18 protein-coding genes are annotated in these 17,331 nt (G+C 59.0%); 12 read left to right on the forward strand and 6 right to left on the reverse strand.

Going from position 1 to position 17,331, the window contains the following annotated elements; all coding sequences use genetic code 11:
* Positions 1–139: 139 nt before the first annotated feature.
* Together tonB and M6G53_RS23820 are read right to left on the reverse strand one after the other, a co-directional pair.
* Positions 140–877: a TonB system transport protein TonB gene (tonB, locus tag M6G53_RS23815; RefSeq protein WP_253334929.1), complete on the reverse strand. Its 738-nt coding sequence runs from the start codon at positions 875–877 to the stop codon at positions 140–142.
* 236 nt (positions 878–1,113) lie between these two features.
* Complete coding sequence (locus M6G53_RS23820; protein ID WP_253334930.1) at positions 1,114–1,767, reverse strand: epoxyqueuosine reductase QueH; 654 nt, start codon at positions 1,765–1,767, stop codon at positions 1,114–1,116.
* 178 nt (positions 1,768–1,945) lie between these two features.
* On the opposite strand from M6G53_RS23820, the gene M6G53_RS23825 reads away from it, so the two are divergent.
* Positions 1,946–2,242 carry a YciI family protein gene (locus M6G53_RS23825; protein WP_253334932.1) on the forward strand — a complete coding sequence of 99 codons (297 nt, stop codon included), beginning with the start codon at positions 1,946–1,948 and terminating at the stop codon, positions 2,240–2,242.
* A 172-nt stretch (positions 2,243–2,414) separates the two neighbouring features.
* The gene (locus tag M6G53_RS23830; protein ID WP_253334934.1) at positions 2,415–3,365 is read left to right on the forward strand and encodes an amidohydrolase family protein; all 951 of its coding nucleotides are present in this window, start codon (positions 2,415–2,417) and stop codon (positions 3,363–3,365) included.
* Between the two features lie 51 nt (positions 3,366–3,416).
* Here the strand turns inward: M6G53_RS23830 and M6G53_RS23835 are convergent, their stop codons facing one another.
* On the reverse strand, positions 3,417–4,418 hold the full coding sequence (locus M6G53_RS23835) for a LacI family DNA-binding transcriptional regulator (RefSeq protein WP_253334936.1): 1,002 nt from the start codon (positions 4,416–4,418) through the stop codon (positions 3,417–3,419).
* A 71-nt stretch (positions 4,419–4,489) separates the two neighbouring features.
* Complete coding sequence (locus M6G53_RS23840; RefSeq protein WP_253334938.1) at positions 4,490–5,044, reverse strand: D-lyxose/D-mannose family sugar isomerase; 555 nt, start codon at positions 5,042–5,044, stop codon at positions 4,490–4,492.
* 229 nt (positions 5,045–5,273) lie between these two features.
* On the opposite strand from M6G53_RS23840, the gene M6G53_RS23845 reads away from it, so the two are divergent.
* From M6G53_RS23845 to M6G53_RS23870, 6 genes are all read left to right on the forward strand, one after another.
* Positions 5,274–6,308 carry an NAD(P)-dependent alcohol dehydrogenase gene (locus M6G53_RS23845; protein WP_253334940.1) on the forward strand — a complete coding sequence of 345 codons (1,035 nt, stop codon included), beginning with the start codon at positions 5,274–5,276 and terminating at the stop codon, positions 6,306–6,308.
* A 4-nt stretch (positions 6,309–6,312) separates the two neighbouring features.
* Positions 6,313–7,830 (forward strand): xylulokinase, encoded by a 1,518-nt coding sequence (gene xylB, locus M6G53_RS23850; RefSeq protein ID WP_253334942.1) that lies wholly within the window; start codon positions 6,313–6,315, stop codon positions 7,828–7,830.
* Entirely contained in the window at positions 7,827–9,332 is a 1,506-nt protein-coding gene (locus tag M6G53_RS23855) for a sugar ABC transporter ATP-binding protein (protein ID WP_253334944.1), read from the forward strand. The genes xylB and M6G53_RS23855 overlap by 4 nt, the downstream gene beginning before the upstream one ends.
* 76 nt (positions 9,333–9,408) lie before the next feature.
* Positions 9,409–10,386 (forward strand): ABC transporter permease, encoded by a 978-nt coding sequence (locus M6G53_RS23860; RefSeq protein WP_436286549.1) that lies wholly within the window; start codon positions 9,409–9,411, stop codon positions 10,384–10,386.
* A 33-nt stretch (positions 10,387–10,419) separates the two neighbouring features.
* Positions 10,420–11,427 carry a substrate-binding domain-containing protein gene (locus M6G53_RS23865; RefSeq protein WP_253334948.1) on the forward strand — a complete coding sequence of 336 codons (1,008 nt, stop codon included), beginning with the start codon at positions 10,420–10,422 and terminating at the stop codon, positions 11,425–11,427.
* 274 nt (positions 11,428–11,701) lie between these two features.
* Positions 11,702–11,965 carry a hypothetical protein gene (locus M6G53_RS23870; RefSeq protein WP_019452732.1) on the forward strand — a complete coding sequence of 88 codons (264 nt, stop codon included), beginning with the start codon at positions 11,702–11,704 and terminating at the stop codon, positions 11,963–11,965.
* Positions 11,966–12,012: 47 nt separating this feature from the next.
* Here M6G53_RS23870 and M6G53_RS23875 read toward each other — a convergent pair whose 3' ends face one another.
* Positions 12,013–12,564: a TetR/AcrR family transcriptional regulator gene (locus M6G53_RS23875; protein ID WP_253334950.1), complete on the reverse strand. Its 552-nt coding sequence runs from the start codon at positions 12,562–12,564 to the stop codon at positions 12,013–12,015.
* A gap of 126 nt (positions 12,565–12,690) precedes the next feature.
* Between M6G53_RS23875 and smfY the strand changes: the two genes are divergently transcribed.
* Entirely contained in the window at positions 12,691–14,163 is a 1,473-nt protein-coding gene (gene smfY / locus M6G53_RS23880; protein WP_253334951.1) for a multidrug efflux MFS transporter SmfY, read from the forward strand.
* Between the two features lie 200 nt (positions 14,164–14,363).
* On the forward strand, positions 14,364–14,855 hold the full coding sequence (locus M6G53_RS23885) for a Dps family protein (RefSeq protein WP_253334952.1): 492 nt from the start codon (positions 14,364–14,366) through the stop codon (positions 14,853–14,855).
* Between the two features lie 45 nt (positions 14,856–14,900).
* Here M6G53_RS23885 and M6G53_RS23890 read toward each other — a convergent pair whose 3' ends face one another.
* Positions 14,901–15,077 (reverse strand): YciY family protein, encoded by a 177-nt coding sequence (locus tag M6G53_RS23890; protein ID WP_025159792.1) that lies wholly within the window; start codon positions 15,075–15,077, stop codon positions 14,901–14,903.
* Positions 15,078–15,319: 242 nt separating this feature from the next.
* On the opposite strand from M6G53_RS23890, the gene cls reads away from it, so the two are divergent.
* Entirely contained in the window at positions 15,320–16,780 is a 1,461-nt protein-coding gene (gene cls / locus M6G53_RS23895; protein WP_038877257.1) for a cardiolipin synthase, read from the forward strand.
* A gap of 56 nt (positions 16,781–16,836) precedes the next feature.
* Positions 16,837–17,160, forward strand: coding sequence for an HI1450 family dsDNA-mimic protein (locus tag M6G53_RS23900; RefSeq protein WP_253334957.1), 324 nt, complete (start codon positions 16,837–16,839; stop codon positions 17,158–17,160).
* Positions 17,161–17,331 lie beyond the last annotated feature (171 nt).

Raw genomic sequence — 17,331 nt, forward strand, 5'->3', positions numbered from 1 at the left:
TGGTCAGGGAGTCGGTGAACATCTACAACACACAGCGGCCGCACCTGTCGCTGAAATACAAAACGCCCGATGAGGTTCATCGGGCGTTATCCGGCTGAAAAGTGTCAACCTATATCAGGACTAGTCAGCGTGACCGAACTCAGTTGACTTCGGTCGTACCGTTCAGCTTGAAACGGATATTAACGATGCGATCCTTCGCCTCTTTGGCCTCATAACGCCATTTACGCAGTGCCTGTTTCACTTCGCGCTCGAACATGTTGCGCGGCTCAGCCGACAGGATACGCACGTTAGTCACGCGACCGTCGCTGTCGATATCGAACTGCACCCGCACATTACCTTCGATTTGCAAAGCCTGAGCTCGCGGCGGATAGAGCGGATTGGCGCGGCTTATCGGTCTTGGCCCGACCTCGCGCGAGTTGCCCTGCACCGGTGCGGCAGGCGCCTGTTTCACCGGCGCTTTATCGATCGGTTTGGCCGGCGAATCGTTGTTGAACGGCGACGGCTCGCGCGGCTCAACCTTCTTCGGCTCCGGTTTGACCTGTTTTTCTACCTTCGGCTTTGGCTTGGGCTTCGGTTTTGGCTTGACCGGCTCCGGCTTCACAATCGCCTTCGGCGGCGGTTCCACAATAGGTTCTGGTTCTGGCTCCGGCTCAACCTGCGGCGGCTCCGGCTCGGCCGGCGCCGGCGGTGGCGGCTCGGCCATCGCGGCGGTGTTGACCATCATGACGCTGATCGGCGCGTCCTCTGGCTTCGGCAGCTCCACCACTTCTTTTACCGAAGCGTAAAGCAATCCCGCCACCAGGGCGCTGTGCAGGCCTACGGACAAGACGAAAGGCACGGATATACGGCGATTAAGGAACATCTTTTTTAGCGGCATAATGATTCTGTTTCCTCTGGTTCGCCAAGTTTAAATGCAAATAGCAATCATATTCAATAACGAAAGGCAAACTATCGCTTTAATCGTCAGTATGCGCGGCTAAAACCAGCAAACTCATAAGGATATTAACCTGGCCGTTGCTTTTTTGCCGCCGGATCAACACGCTTCATTAACGTTTGGCCGGGCGTCAAAAAATAAAAAACCCGCCGTAGCGGGTTGATTGCGGTGATTAAGCGTTATTCTTCATCGCCATAGTAAAGCACGCCCAGCTTGATCAGCGGCCGCCCTTGCGCCTTGCGGTGCAGGTTGGTGTCGCGCAGCGAATAGACGCAGCCGCAGTATTCCTGCTGATAGAAGCGTTCACGCTTGCTGATCTCTATCATGCGCGACGAACCGCCCTTCTTACGCCAGTTGTAATCCCAGTACACCAAATCGGGATATTTTTCCGCCGCCCGAATGCCGCAGTCGGTGATCTGCTGCATGTTCTTCCAGCGCGAGATGCCGAGCGAACTGGAGATAGTGTCGTAACCGTGCTCATGCGCATACAGCGCCGTGCGTTCGAAACGCATGTCAAAACACATGGTGCAGCGGATACCGCGCTCCGGCTCATTCTCCATCCCCTTGGCGCGGGCGAACCAGTTGTCGGTATCGTAATCGGCATCGATGATCGGCACCCCGTGCTTTTCGGCGAAGCGGATGTTCTCTTCTTTACGCAGCAGATACTCTTTCTGCGGGTGAATGTTGGGGTTATAGAAGAAAATGGCGTACTCGATGCCGGATGCCTGGATCGCTTCCATCACTTCGCCGGAGCAAGGTGCGCAGCACGAATGCAGCAGCAGTCTGCTTTTGCCCGCCGGCAAATCGAGTTTATCCCTCACCAGTTCCGTCATTTTCTTTCTCACCTCTGTAGCATGTTTGTTAAGCGCGCCGCACTATACGAATAAAAAGTAGCGGCTTCAAGCCATAAGCGCCAATCCGCCGGGAAATTCGCCGCGCGCCGTTCCCCTGCCGCGCCTTTTGCGCTACTTTGGTAGTACCGTTTTATAGCCATGATTTTACAGGTGAAACATGCTTTATCTGATCTACGCGCAAGACGTCCCCAACTCACTGGAAAACCGTCTGGCAGTGCGCCCGGCGCACCTGGCGCGCCTGCAGGCACTGCGCGACGCCGGCCGCCTGGTGGTCGCCGGCCCTAACCCGGCCATCGACAGCAACGATCCCGGTGCCGCCGGCTTTACCGGTTCAACGGTGATCGCCGAATTCGCCTCACTGGCGCAAGCCCAGGCCTGGGCGCAGCAGGATCCCTATATCGCCGCCGGCGTCTATGCCGAGGTGACGGTGAAACCGTTCAAGCAGGTGTTCTGACCCTCAGCCCTCACCATACCGGGAACGCCCGTTCGCGCGCCGTTCCCGGATCAATGCGTGCTCTCAGCCTAACCCGTCGGTAGAAAAAATGCTCTCTCGCCAGGGGGCGTAACGCCGCCCGCCTATACTCTCCTGAACCTGCGGCATCGCCGCGAACTCGGGAGATCGACCGATGCGACTCGACGTACACGCCCACCTGTGGAGCACAGAGTATCTGGATCTTTTGCAAGCGCATGGCGTGCATGAAGTTGCCGCCTATCGGCACCTGGGCGCCGGCCGCACCGAGCGCGAGCTCGACGCGCGTTTCGCCCTGCTGGATAAGGCCGGCATCGACATGCAAATCCTGTCGGCGACGCCGCTGTCGCCGCATCTGGAAGACGAGCAGGCGGCCGTTGATGCCGCTCGCCGGATCAATGATGAATATGCTGAGCTGGTAGCGCGTTATCCCACCCGCTTTCGGGCTATCGCTTCTTTGCCGCTGCCGCATATCGACGCTGCGTTACGCGAGCTTGAAAGGGCCTTTACCCAGCTCAATATGCTGGGCGCCTGCATCACCACCTCGGTGCTCGGGCTGTCTATCGCCAACCCGCTGTTCGAGCCGCTCTATCAGGAACTCAACCGCCGCCGCAGCGTGCTGGCCATTCACCCCGCCGGGCGCGGCGCGCACTCGCCGCTCATCGCCGACTACGCCTTGACCTGGTCGATCGGCGCGCCGATCGAAGACACGGTCGCCGCCATGCACTTTATCCTCAACGGCATCCCTCAACGCTTTCCACAGATGAAAATCATTGTGCCGCATCTGGGCGGCCTGCTGCCGATGACGCTGAAACGCCTCGACCAAACCGTCGCGTGGGAAGCGCCGAATACGCCGGAACCCCCGAGCCGCGCCGCCCTGCGCATGTGGTACGACACGGTAGGCCACGATCAGGTGCCCGGGCTGCAAGCGGCGGCAGCGACGTTCGGCACACAGCGGCTGCTGTTCGGCACCGATTTCCCGTTCCAACTGGGCGACCTGTTTCAAACCACGGTGGACTACATCCGGCGAGCGGGTTTGCCGGAGGAAGAGGTGAACGCCATTTTGGATCGCAATGCGGCAGCGCTGTTTGGGCTGGGTACAAACTGACACGTCAATGCTCAGTGAGCCCCTGTGCCGCCCATCAGGTGACGTGCGCCGTTATATAACCAGTTTTCCCCGCACCACCACTTTGCCCGGCTTGATGTCAGGATCGGCGATCCGGCGGATCGCCAGATTCAACGCTTGCCAGGCGATCTCTTGCAAATCATGCGATACGCAGGGGAAATGAAAACCGTAGATTTCGGCATGCGAAACCTCATCGATGCTGAACAGCGACACGTCCTGCATCAACGGCAGTCGATGTTCGATGCAGGCCTTGATAATACCCAGGGAGATCTGGTTATTGCAGCCAACGAAAAAGTCCGGCGCGCGGTTATTGGCCAGCCAACGGCTCGTCTCTTGCCAGGCGACATCCATAAAGAAATCGGCATACAGCACTTCAAGCGACGCCACCTTGCCTTGTAATGCCGCTTGCAAGCCAGTGACCCTGTCACGCGCTACGTTGGAGTTTTCCGGCCCGGAGACCACCACCACCCGCTGCGCCTTCTGTTCCAGCAGCCAGCGCCCCGCCTGGAGGCCGCAGTCCAGGTTATCGATATACACCCCGCTGCAGTGGCGATTGTCCAGCTCCCGGTCGATCAGCACCACCGGAATATTCAAGGTTTCCAACCGTTTTAGGTAGGAAGGCTGGTACAAATGATCGTTGGAAATGACCGAGAGAATGATCGCATCGACGTTGTAGCCAATCAGTTTGTCGATGATTCTGTCTTCGCTTTCCTGAGACTCATAGGAATCGAACACCAGGGTGTCGTATCCCATTTTTTGCGCTTCAAGCGTCATCAGCCTCGTCAGGCCGCCAAAGAACGGGTTGGCCATATCAGGGTTGACGATGCCGATGGTTCTGCTGCTTTTCGCCCGCAGGTTGCGCGCCGCGGCGTTGACCACATAGCCGAGCTCGGCAGCGGTCTCCCGAATGCGGCGCAGCGTTTCCGGATGAACCTTGTCCGGCTGAGAAAATGCCCGCGACGCGGTGATTTTACTGACGTTTGCCTGTGCGGCGACGCTAGCCAGCGTCGCTTTCCGTCCTCGCTCCCCTGCCAAATGCAGCTCCTTAGCCTGAAGATATCATTTTGTATCATTTTTAGCATCATGACAGAACTTGGTTCATGGCGCTAATGGTTTACGCCGGCAAGACGATTAATCCGGGGATCGGTAAAAACATCCAGCTCATCACGGCTCTCGGAAGAGAACTCGGACACCACTGCGCCCTGCTCGCCAGCCTGGAACCAGTGCCGGGTATTGGGCGCGATGGTATATTGCTCGCCGGGCCGCAAAAGGATATAGCGATTGCAGGTATACCACGGCTCCGCCCCTTCGGGTACTCGGCATACCGGTTCGCCGCCGGCGTCATTAAGCGTCAGGTTTTCATCATCGACAAACAGGAACACCGCGCCCCAACGGCAGCGGAAAGTCTCTTGTTTGCCGGGCGTGCCGGCGAAAGGAGGATGCAAATGTTCCGGGCAGGTTTGCCCCGGAAACAGCACCAACTCTTTCGCACAATACCGAGGTGAGTTGACGTAGGTCAGCAGCTGCAGCCCTGACGCGGGATAGTCAGCCAGGCCAAACGTTGCAATTTCAATACGTTGCTGCTCTTCTTCGGTCAGGATAATGTCCGCCTGGCGCAAATATTCCAGCGTAGCGGCTCGGGCGCTTTGGTGTATCTTCATCATTTTCCCCTGCAAAGTAACGGTATCGATATCAACGCGCTGATATTAAAACCGTCATTGCCCCGCCGATTTTGTGATCGCCACCCCCATATTGAATAACAACCCACCAGCAAAATTAACCCCCGTCGAGTAATTCCAACATTGATCACAGTTTAACCACTCGCTTTGGCCCAATATCGCCCCACTAAAATGATACCGTTACCATAAAAATGATTCACCAGGAGGCCGTATGAAAGCATTAGTGTTGGCGAAGGCGGGAGAAATCGCTATCGAGGACGTCCAGCTTGCCGAAGCGTTGGGGCCCGATGATGTACAGATAAAAATTCATTCCGTAGGCATCTGCGGCAGCGATGTGCACTATTACCAGCATGGCCGCATTGGCCCTTTCGTGGTTAACGCCCCGATGGTGCTTGGCCATGAAGCCTCCGGCGTGGTGCTCGCGACAGGCAAAAATGTCACCCACCTCAGCGCTGGCGATCGCGTTTGCATGGAGCCCGGCATTCCCGATCTCAACTCTGCCCAGACGCGCGCCGGTATTTACAACCTTGACCCGGCCGTTCGCTTCTGGGCTACGCCGCCGGTGCACGGCTGCCTGCGCGAAACCGTCATCCACCCTGCCGCCTTCACGTTCAAATTGCCGGACAACGTCAGTTTCGCTGAAGGCGCCATGGTTGAACCCTTAGCCATCGGCATGCAAGCGGCCACCAAAGCCGGGATCAAACCCGGCGATATCGCCCTGGTGATCGGCGCCGGGCCGATCGGCGTGGTCACCGCCCTCGCGGCGCTGGCGGGCGGCTGCTCGGACGTCATTATTTGCGACCTGTTTGACGAGAAACTCGCCGTGGCGGCCAGCTACGAGGGGCTGCACGCCGTCAATATCAAAACCGGCGACCTGGCGAGGAAAGTGGCCGCGCTCACCAGCGGCAATGGCGCCGATGTCGTGTTTGAATGCAGCGGCGCAAAACCGGCTATCGCCACGTTGGCCGAACATGCGGCACCAGGGGCGACCGCAGTGCTGGTCGGCATGCCGATCGATGCCGCGCCGCTGGATATCGTCGCCGCGCAGGCCAAGGAAATCACCTTCAAGACCATTTTCCGCTACGCCAACATGTACCCGCGCACGCTGCGGCTGTTGAGCAGCGGCAAGTTGCGCGTCCAGCCGTTGATAAGCCAAACCTACAAGTTCTCCGACAGCGTGGCCGCCTTCGAGCGCGCGGCGGCGGGACATGCCTCAGACATCAAAATCATGCTGGAGATGGAGTAATCCGATGACGCTCTATGCTGGCATAGACTGCGGTACGCAAGGCACGAAAGTCGTGATTGTCGACAGCACACAGGGCGCGATCCTCGGTGAGGGCAATGCCCCTCACCGTCTCATCAGCCAAGCCAATGGCCGGCGCGAACAAGAGGCCGACTGGTGGATTGAGGCGTTAGTCATCGCTTTTCGCCAAGCCGTGACTAACGCCGGCGTTGATGCACGGGAGATTCATGCTCTGGGGGTCTCTGGCCAACAACATGGTTTTGTGCCGCTGGACGTAGACGGCAACGTACTGCACAGCGTCAAGCTGTGGTGCGATACCGAAACCGCGGAAGAAAACGAACGGCTCCTGCAACAGCTCGGCGGCGCCAACGGCTCACAGGAAACACTCGGTCTGCGGCTCGCCACCGGCTATACCGCGTCAAAAATCCTTTGGTTCAAGACGCACCATCCGGCGCTGTGGGCAACACTGCACACCGTGCTGCTGCCCCATGATTATTTGAACTTCTGGCTGACCGGGGAGCGCGTAGCAGAATATGGCGACGCTTCCGGCAGTGGGTTGTTCGATGTGCGCACCCGTCGCTGGAGCAAAACCGCCGTCGAGCTCATCGATGACAGCGGCCGCCTGTGGCAAGCCCTGCCGCCGCTCACAAGCGCGGAGTGCTGCATCGGCACGGTGCGCCCCGCCGCGGCGGAAAAACTCGGCCTCGGCCCCGCGGTGCGGGTATCGACCGGCGGCGGCGACAATATGATGGCGGCCATCGGTTCCGGCAACATCGAGGCCGGCACCCTCACCCTGAGCCTGGGCACCTCCGGCACGCTGTTCGCCTGGTCTGCCGCCCCCGTCGCGGCGGAATCGGACATGATTGCCGGCTTCTGCTCCAGCACCAACGGGTGGCTGCCCTTGATTTGCACCATGAATGTCACCTCGGCCACCACTGCCGTGCAAACGCTGCTGGACGAAGACCTTGCCGGCTTTAACGCTTTGTTGGCGCAGGCCTCGCCCGGCGCAGGCGGTATCGAGATGCTGCCGTTCTTCAACGGCGAACGCGTTCCGCCGCTGCCCCATGCGCGCGCCAGCCTGCATAACCTCGATAGCGACAACTTTACCCGCGCCAATCTCTGCCTGGCGGTAGTCGAAAGCGCCACGTATGGACTGCGCTATGGCATCGAGCTGTTTCGCCGTCAGGGCATCGAAGCGCGCGAAATCCGCCTTACCGGCGGCGGCGCCCGCAGCGCCGCCTGGCGACAAATCGTCGCGGACGTGATGGGGTGCCCGGTGGTCTGCCTGAAAGCCAAAGAGACCGCCGCGCTGGGCGGCGCCATCCAGGCGATGTGGGCGACGATGTTGGCCGACGATCCGCGCCGGAACGCCGGCGCGTTGCTGGCCGAACTGTGCCAACGCTTCGTTGCGCTGGATGAGGCCACGCGCACACGGCCAAACGCCGGCAGACAGGCGCAATACGAGACGCTTTATCAACGGTACCTGCAACGCTTGCAGCAGACCTACCCGGAGGTGCAACTGTGACGCGAGATCCCCATACGCCAGCGCCCGCCTACCTGCTGGAAGTCAGCGGCGTCAGAAAAGCCTTTGGCCCGGTCGTGGCGCTCAAGAATGCGGAGTTTTGTCTGCGGCGCGGCTCCATCCATGCCTTGTGCGGCGGCAACGGCGCGGGTAAATCCACCTTTCTCAGCATTCTGATGGGCTTTATTCAACCCGATGGCGGCGACATTTTTATCAATGGCCAACGCTGTGAATTTCATCATCCTCGGGAAGCCCTCAACGCCGGCATCGCCATCGTGCAACAGGAACTGAGCGCGATCCCGGATCTGACGGTGGCCGAAAACATTTGGCTGGGCCGCGAGCCGAGACGCTTAGGGTTCGTCGACTTCGCAACGCTCAACCAGCGCACGACCCGCCTGCTCAAAGAACTCGATTTCAAGATCGACGCCCGAGAAAAAATGCGCAACCTGAGCGTCGCCGAGCAACAGCTGGTCGAGATCGCCAAGGCGCTGTCGCATGCCAATGCCGACATCATCATCATGGATGAACCCACCTCGGCGATTGGCGAAGAGGATGCGCAGAAAATCTTTCAGACGCTTCAGCAACTGGCGGCGAAAGGTAAAGGCATTATTTACGTCTCCCACCGTTTGTCAGAGATATTCCAAATCGCGGACAGCTACACCATTTTCCGCGATGGCGCCTACATCCATGAAGGCTATATCGCCGACATCACCCGTGAACAGCTGATCGAACACATTATTGGCGGCGAGTACGACAGCGAGTTCGCCAAATTCAATCAGCCTGGCGAAGAGGTCTTGCTGGAGGTCAACAACCTGTGTTGGCGCAGCAAGATAAAAGATATCAGCCTGCAGCTTAAGCACGGTGAGATCCTGGGCATCTATGGGCTGGTGGGCTCGGGCCGCAGCGAGTTTCTCGATCTTATCTTCGGCATTCAGCATGCCGACAGCGGCACGATTCGCTTGGGTGACAAGACGTTGAACCGCCACTCTCCGCGCAAGGCCATCGATAGCGGCATTGCCTACGTGACGGAAGACCGTAAGGAAACCGGCCTGGTGCTGTGCCGCTCCGTCAGTGAAAACATCAATATCGCCTCTTTTGCCGCCATCAGCCGGATGGGGTTTGTCAGCGAGAAACGGGAGCAGGTGCGGACCCGCGACATGATCCAGCGCTTCAACGTTAAAACCCATGACGGCGAACAGCCGGTGGGCAACCTGAGCGGCGGCAACCAGCAAAAGGTCGTGCTGGGCCGTTGGGCGCTGCTGGATCCGGAGGTTTTGCTGCTCGACGAGCCAACGCGCGGTATCGACGTCGGGGCCAAGAAAGAGATCTATCGATTTATGTCGGAGTTCGCCTTGCAAAACAAAGGGATCGTCATGGTTTCCTCCGAGCTTTCGGAAATTATCGGCATGAGCGATCGCATATTGGTGTTTCGTGACGGGCAGTTGGCCGGCGAGCTTTCGGCAGCCGATGCGACCCAGGCAGCACTGATGAAACTTGCGGTTTAACAGAGAGAGAAAAAAAATGAGCAGCGCCCACTCCTTATCACCAGGAATTTCATTTTTCACCCGCAATAAGCGCCGTATGCACAAATACGGCATCATCATCGCCTTTTTCGCCCTGTGCCTGATCGTGGCGCTGATTGGCGAATATCAGGTCGCTCAGGGGGCCTGGAGCAGCAACTATTTTCTCAGCAATGAAAACACCCTGATCGTCCTGCGCCAGGTCTCGATCAACGGCATTCTGGCCATCGGCATGACCTTCGTCATTATCACGGCCGGCGTCGATCTCTCCGTGGGATCGGTGCTGGCGCTAAGCGGGATCGTCGCCGCCCGCTTCGCGACCAACAACAGCGGATTGGCTATCGGCGATACCGCGACCGCCGTCATGGCGCCGCTGATTGTGGCGCTGGGCATCGGCATCGTTTGCGGCCTGGTGAACGGCACCGTGTTGGCACGCTACCGCCTGCAGCCGTTTATCGTCACCATGGGCATGCTCTCCGCGGCGCGCGGTTTAACCATGTTGACCACCAACGGCAATCCGGTATCGCAATTGAACAGCGATTTCCGCTGGTTGGGCAATGGCTATGTCGGCGGCGTTCCGGTGCCCGTCATCATCTTCATCGTGCTGTTCACCCTCGCCTGGCTCGTGCTGAATAAAACCCTCTTCGGGCGCTACATCTACGCCGTCGGCGGCAACCCGAAAAGCGCGCGCACCTCGGGGATTAACGTCACCCGCATCAAAATACTGGTGTATACGCTGTGCGGCGCGCTGGCCGGCATCGCCGGCCTGATCCTCACGGCGCGCACCGGCTCGGCGCAGACCAACGCCGGCGCAGGGTATGAGCTGGACGCCATCGCGGCGGTGGTGATCGGCGGCACCAGCATGGCCGGCGGCGTCGGTACACTGGTCGGCACCTTCTTCGGCGTGCTGATTATCGGGGTGATGAATAACGGCCTCGATCTGCTCGGCGTGCAATCGTATTACCAACAGATTATCAAAGGCGCATTGATCGTCCTTGCCGTCTTGCTCGACCCCTCGCGTAAGCAACAGCGCGATTAATAACATCAGACCCAACTCTACCAGGAGAAAACCATGAATAAGACCAAGATAGCGTTGTTTGCCTCAGCCATGATGCTGGGCAGCCTGTCGGCTGCTCAGGCCGCCCCGGTTAAAATCGCGGTATTGATGTACGGCAACAAAGCCGAGTTCGTGCAATTGATGGAAAGGTTCGGGAAGGAACACCCGGCGGTGAAAAGCGGCGAAGCCGTGCTGACCTTCTACGATGGGCGTTATGATGCATCGGTGCAAAACGATCAGGCCGCCACCGCTATCCAGACGCGCGCCGATGCCATTATCGTCAACCCTATGGATTTTGAGGCCAATATCGATATCGTCACTCATGCCAACGAAGCCAAAATCCCGGTGGTGGTCACCAACGCGCGTCTGAACACGGACGCGATGACCTCTGAAGTGGTGTCTAATGACGAGTTGGGGGGGTATCTGGAGGCCAAAGCCGTACTGGATAAACTCGACTGCAAGAACCACAAGGTGAACGTGGTGATTATCGAAGGCCCGAAAGGCGGCAGCGGCGAGATCCAGCGCGGCAAGGGCAACGATAAAGCGATTGCCGAGTGCGGCGCCGGTCAAGTCACGGTACTTGAGCGCAAAACGGCCAACTGGTCACGCGCGGAAGCGCAACCGCTGATGGAAAACTGGCTGCAGAAGCACCGGGGTAAAATCAACGGCGTGATCGGCCAAAACGACGAGATGGCGCTGGGTGCTATCGAGGCGATCAAAGGCGCCGGCCTGAATGTGAAAGACTTCGCGATTGCCGGCGTTGACGGCGTTTCCGACGCGATTCATGCGGTGCAGGCCGGTGAAATGGTCTCTATCCTGCAAGATGCCAAAGGCCAGATGCAGGGGTCCATCGACGTCGCGCTGCGCGCCGTGAAAGGTGAAGGCTATCAACCTCAGTCGGATATCTGGAAGCAGTACGCCAAGGAGCTGAAATGGGAGGGCGGCACGCAGAAGCATTACTACATTCCGTGGACCGTCGTTACCGCGGAGAACGCCCAAGCGCTGTTGGATGCCCGCAAATAATCTCCCCGCCCCCTGGATCAAGGGGGCCCCGCCGGGCACTTGCCTGCAAAAAAAAAGCCAGCACGGAGTGGCTGGCTAAAAAGTTCTTCGAGGGAATATCTTGTTCGATAAACATACGCCTTTCGCCGCCCCCTTGACTAACTATCAGTGTGATAGGCGCCACCGTCTGAGACTATTTTTTGCCGCTGCATGGTAAACCGCTGCAGCTTGCCTACACTTGAGCCGTAGTCAAGATGCAGTTACGGGTCGTTTTTATCTTCCAAAAGGAATAATTATGAAGGCAACTAAATATCTCTTGGCACTGCTGGCGTTCACCTCATTCTCTTCCCTGGCGGCGATTGAAATCACACGGGAAGAGGCGGCGAAGCATACCGAGATTGGTCCGGTGACCATTTCGCAAGATGGCGACGACACCGTGGGGATCGACCATGCGCGCCTGTCGAAAGCGGTGGACGAAAAAGGCGGTAAGTACTACGTCATTATCGGCCGCGAGGGGAAAACCACCTTCGAGACCATCAACGCGATCGCCTATAAATAATCGGGCTTTTGCTGCGGCAGGCTGCGCCCTGCCGCTTGTCCCTGCGCTTACTTATCACCGCCTGCCAGTATCAACGCCTGCATATCGGCGAACATCGTTTCCCATTCCGCCTGGTCGATATCCATCAAACCAAAGTAACGCAGCATAAAGGCGCCTTCGGTGGCGAGAAACGCCAGGCGCGCGCGCTTGCCTTCTTCGCTCGTCAAATCCAAACCGGCGATGCGGCTGCGATACCACTCGCGCGTGCTCACCAGATGCTCCGGCGTTTGAATCAGCGTCGCCATCAGCCCGGCGGCCTTGGCGCTGGAAGTCTGATCCGAACTGTGGGTGGCCAGCATATGCGCCCGCACGGCGGTCTGCGGCGAAGGCTCGTCGCCGGCGATCGCCGTGAACAGCGTCTCGTAGGCACTCCCCCAGCGATCGAACATGGCATCGATAAGGGCGTCTTTGCTGCCGAAACAATACTGCACCCCGCCCTTGGAGATCCCCATCGCTTTGGCGACGGCGTCGATGGTCAAGCCGGCGGCGCCCTGGGTGGCGACGATCTCTTCGGCGGTGTCCAAAACCTTGTCGCGATCGATGCTGCGTTGACGTCCCATTAAGAAACCCTTCTTTTCAATACGAACGTATGGATATATATTATCATCAGTATACCACCCGGCATCGCCGGTGGGTTACCCCAATGGCGGCGCCTCCGCGCCGCCCACGTTAACTGGATATGAATTATGTACGCCAAGAACCGCTGGTTGATCCTGACGATGGTCGCCAGCGCCCTTTTCCTGATCGTCATCGATATGACGGTGTTATATACCGCCCTGCCGCGCTTAACCCAGGCGCTGGACGCCAGCGCCTCGCAAAAACTCTGGATCGTCAACGCCTACCCGCTGGTGGTGGCCGGCCTGCTGCCCGGCGCCGGCATGCTGAGCGACCGCATTGGCCATAAGCGGCTGTTTCTCGCCGGGCTGCCGGTGTTTGCCGTCGCGTCACTGTGCGCCGCGTTCTCACCCACCGCCGAGTGGCTGATTGCCGCCCGGGTATTCCTCGCCGTTGGTGCGGCCATGATGATGCCCGCCACGCTGTCCATCGTGCGCCACGTCTTTACCGACGAACGCGAACGCGCCCTGGCAATCGGCATCTGGGCCTCGGTGGCCTCCGGCGGCGCGGCCATCGGCCCGGTGGTTGGCGGCCTGTTGCTGGAGTATTTCTGGTGGGGGTCGGTGTTCCTGATCAATGTGCCGGTCGTGCTGCTGGTCTGGCCGCTGGCGTGGAAACTGATCCCGCGCTGCGGTGGCGATAACCCGCGCCCTTCGGACATCGTCGGCTCGGTGCAGATCATGATGGGTCTGGTCGGCGCCATCTATGCGCTGAAGGAGCTGAGCAAGTCGACGCCTGATATGAGCGCCTTGCTTGTGGCAGCCCTGATCGGCGTGTTGTTCCTGGTGCTGTTCGTGCGTCGTCAGCAGCGCAGCGCCCACCCGATGATCGATTTTTCCCTGTTCCGCAACCGGCTGTTCGCCGGCGGCATCGGCGTGGCCCTGCTGTCGATGGTGGCGCTGATCGGCGTCGAGCTGGTGCTCAGCCAACGCCTACAGCTGGTGCTCGGCCTCAGCCCGCTGCAGGCGGCGCTGTTTATTTTGCCGATCCCGCTGGCCTCGGCGCTGGCGGGGCCCGTAGCCGGCCTGCTGCTGCCGCGCTACGGCGAACGCAGCATCATCCTCGGCGGTTTTGTCCTGACTACCCTCGGCATCGCCGGTCTTGCCGTGTGGTACCAGAGCGGCATGGCGCCGCAATTGGTCAGCCTGGCGCTGGTGGGCTTTGGCCTCGGCGGGGTGATCACCGCCGCTTCTACCGCCATCATGCTGAACGCGCCGGAGGAGAAATCCGGCATGGCGGCGTCTATCGAAGACGTCTCCTACGAACTGGGTGGCGTGCTGGGCGTGACGCTGCTCGGCGGGTTGATGACGGCGGTTTACAGCCACAGCCTGGCGCTGCCGGCGGAGCTGCCGGTCAGCGATTTGGCCTACGACAGCATCGACGAAGCCCTGCGGCTGGCAGCCGGGCTGGCGGCCGATCGCGCGCAGCAGCTGACGCAGCTGGCGCGTCTGGCCTTTGATCGCGCCTTTATTTCGGTGCTGATCGCCGCCGCGCTGCTGATGGCGCTGGGCGCCGGCGCGGTAAAACTGGCGCTGCGCAAGTAACCGATAAAAGCGGCTTTTTTCGCCTGCGGATCCTGCGTAAACTGGTTCGGCAATTTGCTCGTCGGATTTATCGTCATCGGTTTGAGCGATGGCAATAATGCCTGTTATCGTGTTTAACCCTGCGATAAATCCGGTTACTGTAACAGCTATGGAAATTGATTCTGTCTACCCTTGGAACGAATAATCAGGAGAAGATTATTATGGCAACGGCGAAGAAAGCAGCGAAAACCCATATCGGCCTCGACAGTAAACAATCGGCAAAACTCGCCGAAGCGTTGAATGCGCTGTTGGCGAACTATCAGGTGCTGTATATGAACGTGCGCGGCTATCATTGGAACATTACCGGCCCGCAGTTCTTTGAACTGCACGCGAAATTCGAAGAGACGTATAACGACCTGCTGACCAAGGTGGATGAGCTGGCGGAACGTATTCTGACGCTGGGCTCACAGCCGCGTCACGCTTTCAGCGACTATCTGAAAACCGCCGACATCAAGGAACACACCAACGTGACCGATGATAAAGGCACGCTGCGCGGCCTGTTGGAAGGATATTCAATCTTGCTGCAACAGCAGCGTGAGCTGCTGGCGGTAGCGGCGGAAGCCGGTGACGAAGGCACCGCATCGCTGATGAGCGATTACATCAAAGAGCAGGAAAAACAGGTCTGGATGCTCAACGCCTATCTGGGCAAATAACCCAGACGCCATAACAAAACAGTCCCGCAAGGGACTGTTTTCGTTTTACCACTCGCAGGATACTGCAAACAGCAGCGCGCGCCGATGCTGATCGTCCAGGCGGCGCCGCACCCGGATAATATGGCGATTGCTGCACGACTGGCGTTCCAGCCAGCGATGCCGGCGGCGTTGGCTCTGCCGCAACATGCGCCAGCGGCCCACTTCATTTCTACTGCGTCTCATAATTCCGTCACTCGTTCGTCTAATGCCAACCGCGGGCATTATAGCCCTTTCCGCCCGTGATCCAAGCCGCAGTTATCGGCGGCACAGCGGGCGCCACGCGGGCAAAAGCCGCCCTTTCATTTTCAGCAAGTGCCTTAACTTCATCATATTTATGCAACATAAGCGCCGATAAAAGGTTTCCCCTTTACCGATCTGTGCGTACACTCATCATTGGTGGTTTGCGAACGGGATTTTTCGCCTTTATGACAACATTTTATACCGTAATCAGTTGGCTCATGGTGTTCGGCTACTGGCTGCTGATCGCCGGCGTGACGATGCGCATTTTGATGAAACGCCGCGCGGTTCCCTCTGCCATGGCCTGGCTGCTGGTTATCTACATTCTGCCGCTGTTCGGCATCGTGGCCTATTTATCGTTCGGCGAGCTGCACCTGGGCAAGCGCCGGGCCGAGCGCGCCAAGGCCATGTGGCCGTCGACCGCCCGCTGGCTGAAGGAGCTGAAAGAGAGCCGCCGCATCTTCGCCACCGAGTACAGCGAGGTCGCTGAACCGCTGTTCCAGCTGTGCAACCGCCGCCAGGGCATCGACGGCGTCAAGGGCAACCAGCTACAGCTGCTCACCACCACCGACGACACGCTGAAAGCGCTGATCCGCGACATCGAGCTGGCACGCCACAACATCGAGATGGTGTTCTATATCTGGCAGCCCGGCGGCCTGGTCGATCAGGTGGCCGAATCGCTGATGGCTGCCGCCCGGCGCGGCGTACACTGCCGCCTGATGCTCGACTCCGCCGGCAGCCTGCAATTTTTCCGCAGCCCCTACCCGGCGATGATGCGCAACGCCGGCATCGAAGTGGTCGAAGCGCTGAAGGTCAACCTGCTGCGCGTATTTCTGCGCCGCATGGACCTGCGCCAGCACCGCAAGGTGGTGCTGATCGACAACTACATCGCCTATACCGGCAGCATGAACATGGTCGACCCGCGCTACTTCAAGCAGGATGCGGGCGTCGGCCAATGGATCGATCTGATGGCGCGCATGGAAGGCCCGGTGGCCACCACCATGGGCATCGTCTATGCCTGCGACTGGGAGATTGAAACCGGCAAGCGCATTCTGCCGCCACCGCCGGACGTCAACATCATGCCGTTCGAGCAGGAAAGCGGCCATACCATTCAGGTGATCGCCTCCGGCCCCGGCTTCCCCGAGGAGATGATCCACCAGGCGCTGCTGACCGCGGTCTATTCCGCCCGCGAGCAGCTGATCATGACCACGCCGTACTTCGTGCCGAGCGACGATCTGCTGCATGCCATCTGCACCGCCGCCCTGCGCGGCGTCGAGGTCAGCATCATCGTGCCGCGCGACAACGATTCGATGATGGTGCGCTGGGCCAGCCGCGCGTTCTTCTCCGAGCTGCTGGAGGCCGGGGTTAAGATCTATCAGTTCGAAGGCGGCCTGCTGCATACCAAGAGCGTGCTGGTGGACGGCCAGCTCAGCCTGGTCGGCACCGTCAATCTGGACATGCGCAGCCTGTGGCTGAATTTCGAAATCACGCTGGTGATCGACGATGACGGCTTCGGCAGCGATTTGGCCTGCGTGCAGGAAGATTACATCGCCCGTTCCCAGCTGCTGAACGCCAAAGAGTGGCTGAAGCGGCCGTTCTGGCATCGCCTGGTCGAGCGCCTGTTCTACTTTTTCAGCCCGCTGCTGTAAAAGCCGCGACGAGCGTGCTTTAATAGCGCCAAATCATTTGTTATCAGGATTTTTTTATGGATTTGAATAACCGCCTTACCGAAGACGAAACGCTGGAACAGGCCTACGACATCTTCCTCGAATTGGCCGGCGACAATCTGGATCCGGCGGATATTCTGCTGTTCAACCTGCAGTTTGAAGAGCGCGGCGGCGCCGAACTGTACGATCCGGCCGAAGACTGGAGCGAGCACGTGGATTACGATCTGAACCCGGACTTCTTCGCCGAGGTGGTGATCGGTCTGGCGGACAGCGACGGCGAGCCGATCAACGACGTGTTCGCCCGCGTGCTGATCTGCCGCGAGAAAGACCACAAGCTGTGCCACATTCTGTGGAAAGAGTGATTCGCCGTTAGCGCATCGGATAAAAAAAGCCCCGCTCATTCAGCGTAATGCCGATCGTTTAAGAACACTTGAACGATCCACTCAGTAAGAGACAATCCGGATTCAGCCCTCTGATTCCGGATTTTTTTATGTCTGAACACGATATGGATTTCGTTGTTGATGTTTGCCCTT

It is taken from the genome of Serratia nevei (assembly GCF_024160145.1).
GTDB classification, from domain to species: domain Bacteria; phylum Pseudomonadota; class Gammaproteobacteria; order Enterobacterales; family Enterobacteriaceae; genus Serratia; species Serratia nevei_A.

Bases quoted from the DNA above. Each gene is read 5' to 3' on its own strand.
- smfY (WP_253334951.1), top strand. From the start codon at position 12,691: ATGTACGCCAAGAACCGCTGGTTGATCCTGACGATGGTCGCCAGCGCC.
- M6G53_RS23865 (WP_253334948.1), top strand. From the start codon at position 10,420: ATGAATAAGACCAAGATAGCGTTGTTTGCCTCAGCCATGATGCTGGGC.
- M6G53_RS23885 (WP_253334952.1), top strand. From the start codon at position 14,364: ATGGCAACGGCGAAGAAAGCAGCGAAAACCCATATCGGCCTCGACAGT.
- M6G53_RS23870 (WP_019452732.1), top strand. From the start codon at position 11,702: ATGAAGGCAACTAAATATCTCTTGGCACTGCTGGCGTTCACCTCATTC.
- M6G53_RS23825 (WP_253334932.1), top strand. From the start codon at position 1,946: ATGCTTTATCTGATCTACGCGCAAGACGTCCCCAACTCACTGGAAAAC.
- M6G53_RS23840 (WP_253334938.1), bottom strand. From the start codon at position 5,044: ATGAAGATACACCAAAGCGCCCGAGCCGCTACGCTGGAATATTTGCGC.
- xylB (WP_253334942.1), top strand. From the start codon at position 6,313: ATGACGCTCTATGCTGGCATAGACTGCGGTACGCAAGGCACGAAAGTC.
- M6G53_RS23890 (WP_025159792.1), bottom strand. From the start codon at position 15,077: ATGAGACGCAGTAGAAATGAAGTGGGCCGCTGGCGCATGTTGCGGCAG.
- M6G53_RS23900 (WP_253334957.1), top strand. From the start codon at position 16,837: ATGGATTTGAATAACCGCCTTACCGAAGACGAAACGCTGGAACAGGCC.
- M6G53_RS23860 (WP_436286549.1), top strand. From the start codon at position 9,409: ATGCACAAATACGGCATCATCATCGCCTTTTTCGCCCTGTGCCTGATC.
- M6G53_RS23845 (WP_253334940.1), top strand. From the start codon at position 5,274: ATGAAAGCATTAGTGTTGGCGAAGGCGGGAGAAATCGCTATCGAGGAC.
- cls (WP_038877257.1), top strand. From the start codon at position 15,320: ATGACAACATTTTATACCGTAATCAGTTGGCTCATGGTGTTCGGCTAC.
- M6G53_RS23820 (WP_253334930.1), bottom strand. From the start codon at position 1,767: ATGACGGAACTGGTGAGGGATAAACTCGATTTGCCGGCGGGCAAAAGC.
- M6G53_RS23875 (WP_253334950.1), bottom strand. From the start codon at position 12,564: ATGGGACGTCAACGCAGCATCGATCGCGACAAGGTTTTGGACACCGCC.
- M6G53_RS23830 (WP_253334934.1), top strand. From the start codon at position 2,415: ATGCGACTCGACGTACACGCCCACCTGTGGAGCACAGAGTATCTGGAT.
- tonB (WP_253334929.1), bottom strand. From the start codon at position 877: ATGCCGCTAAAAAAGATGTTCCTTAATCGCCGTATATCCGTGCCTTTC.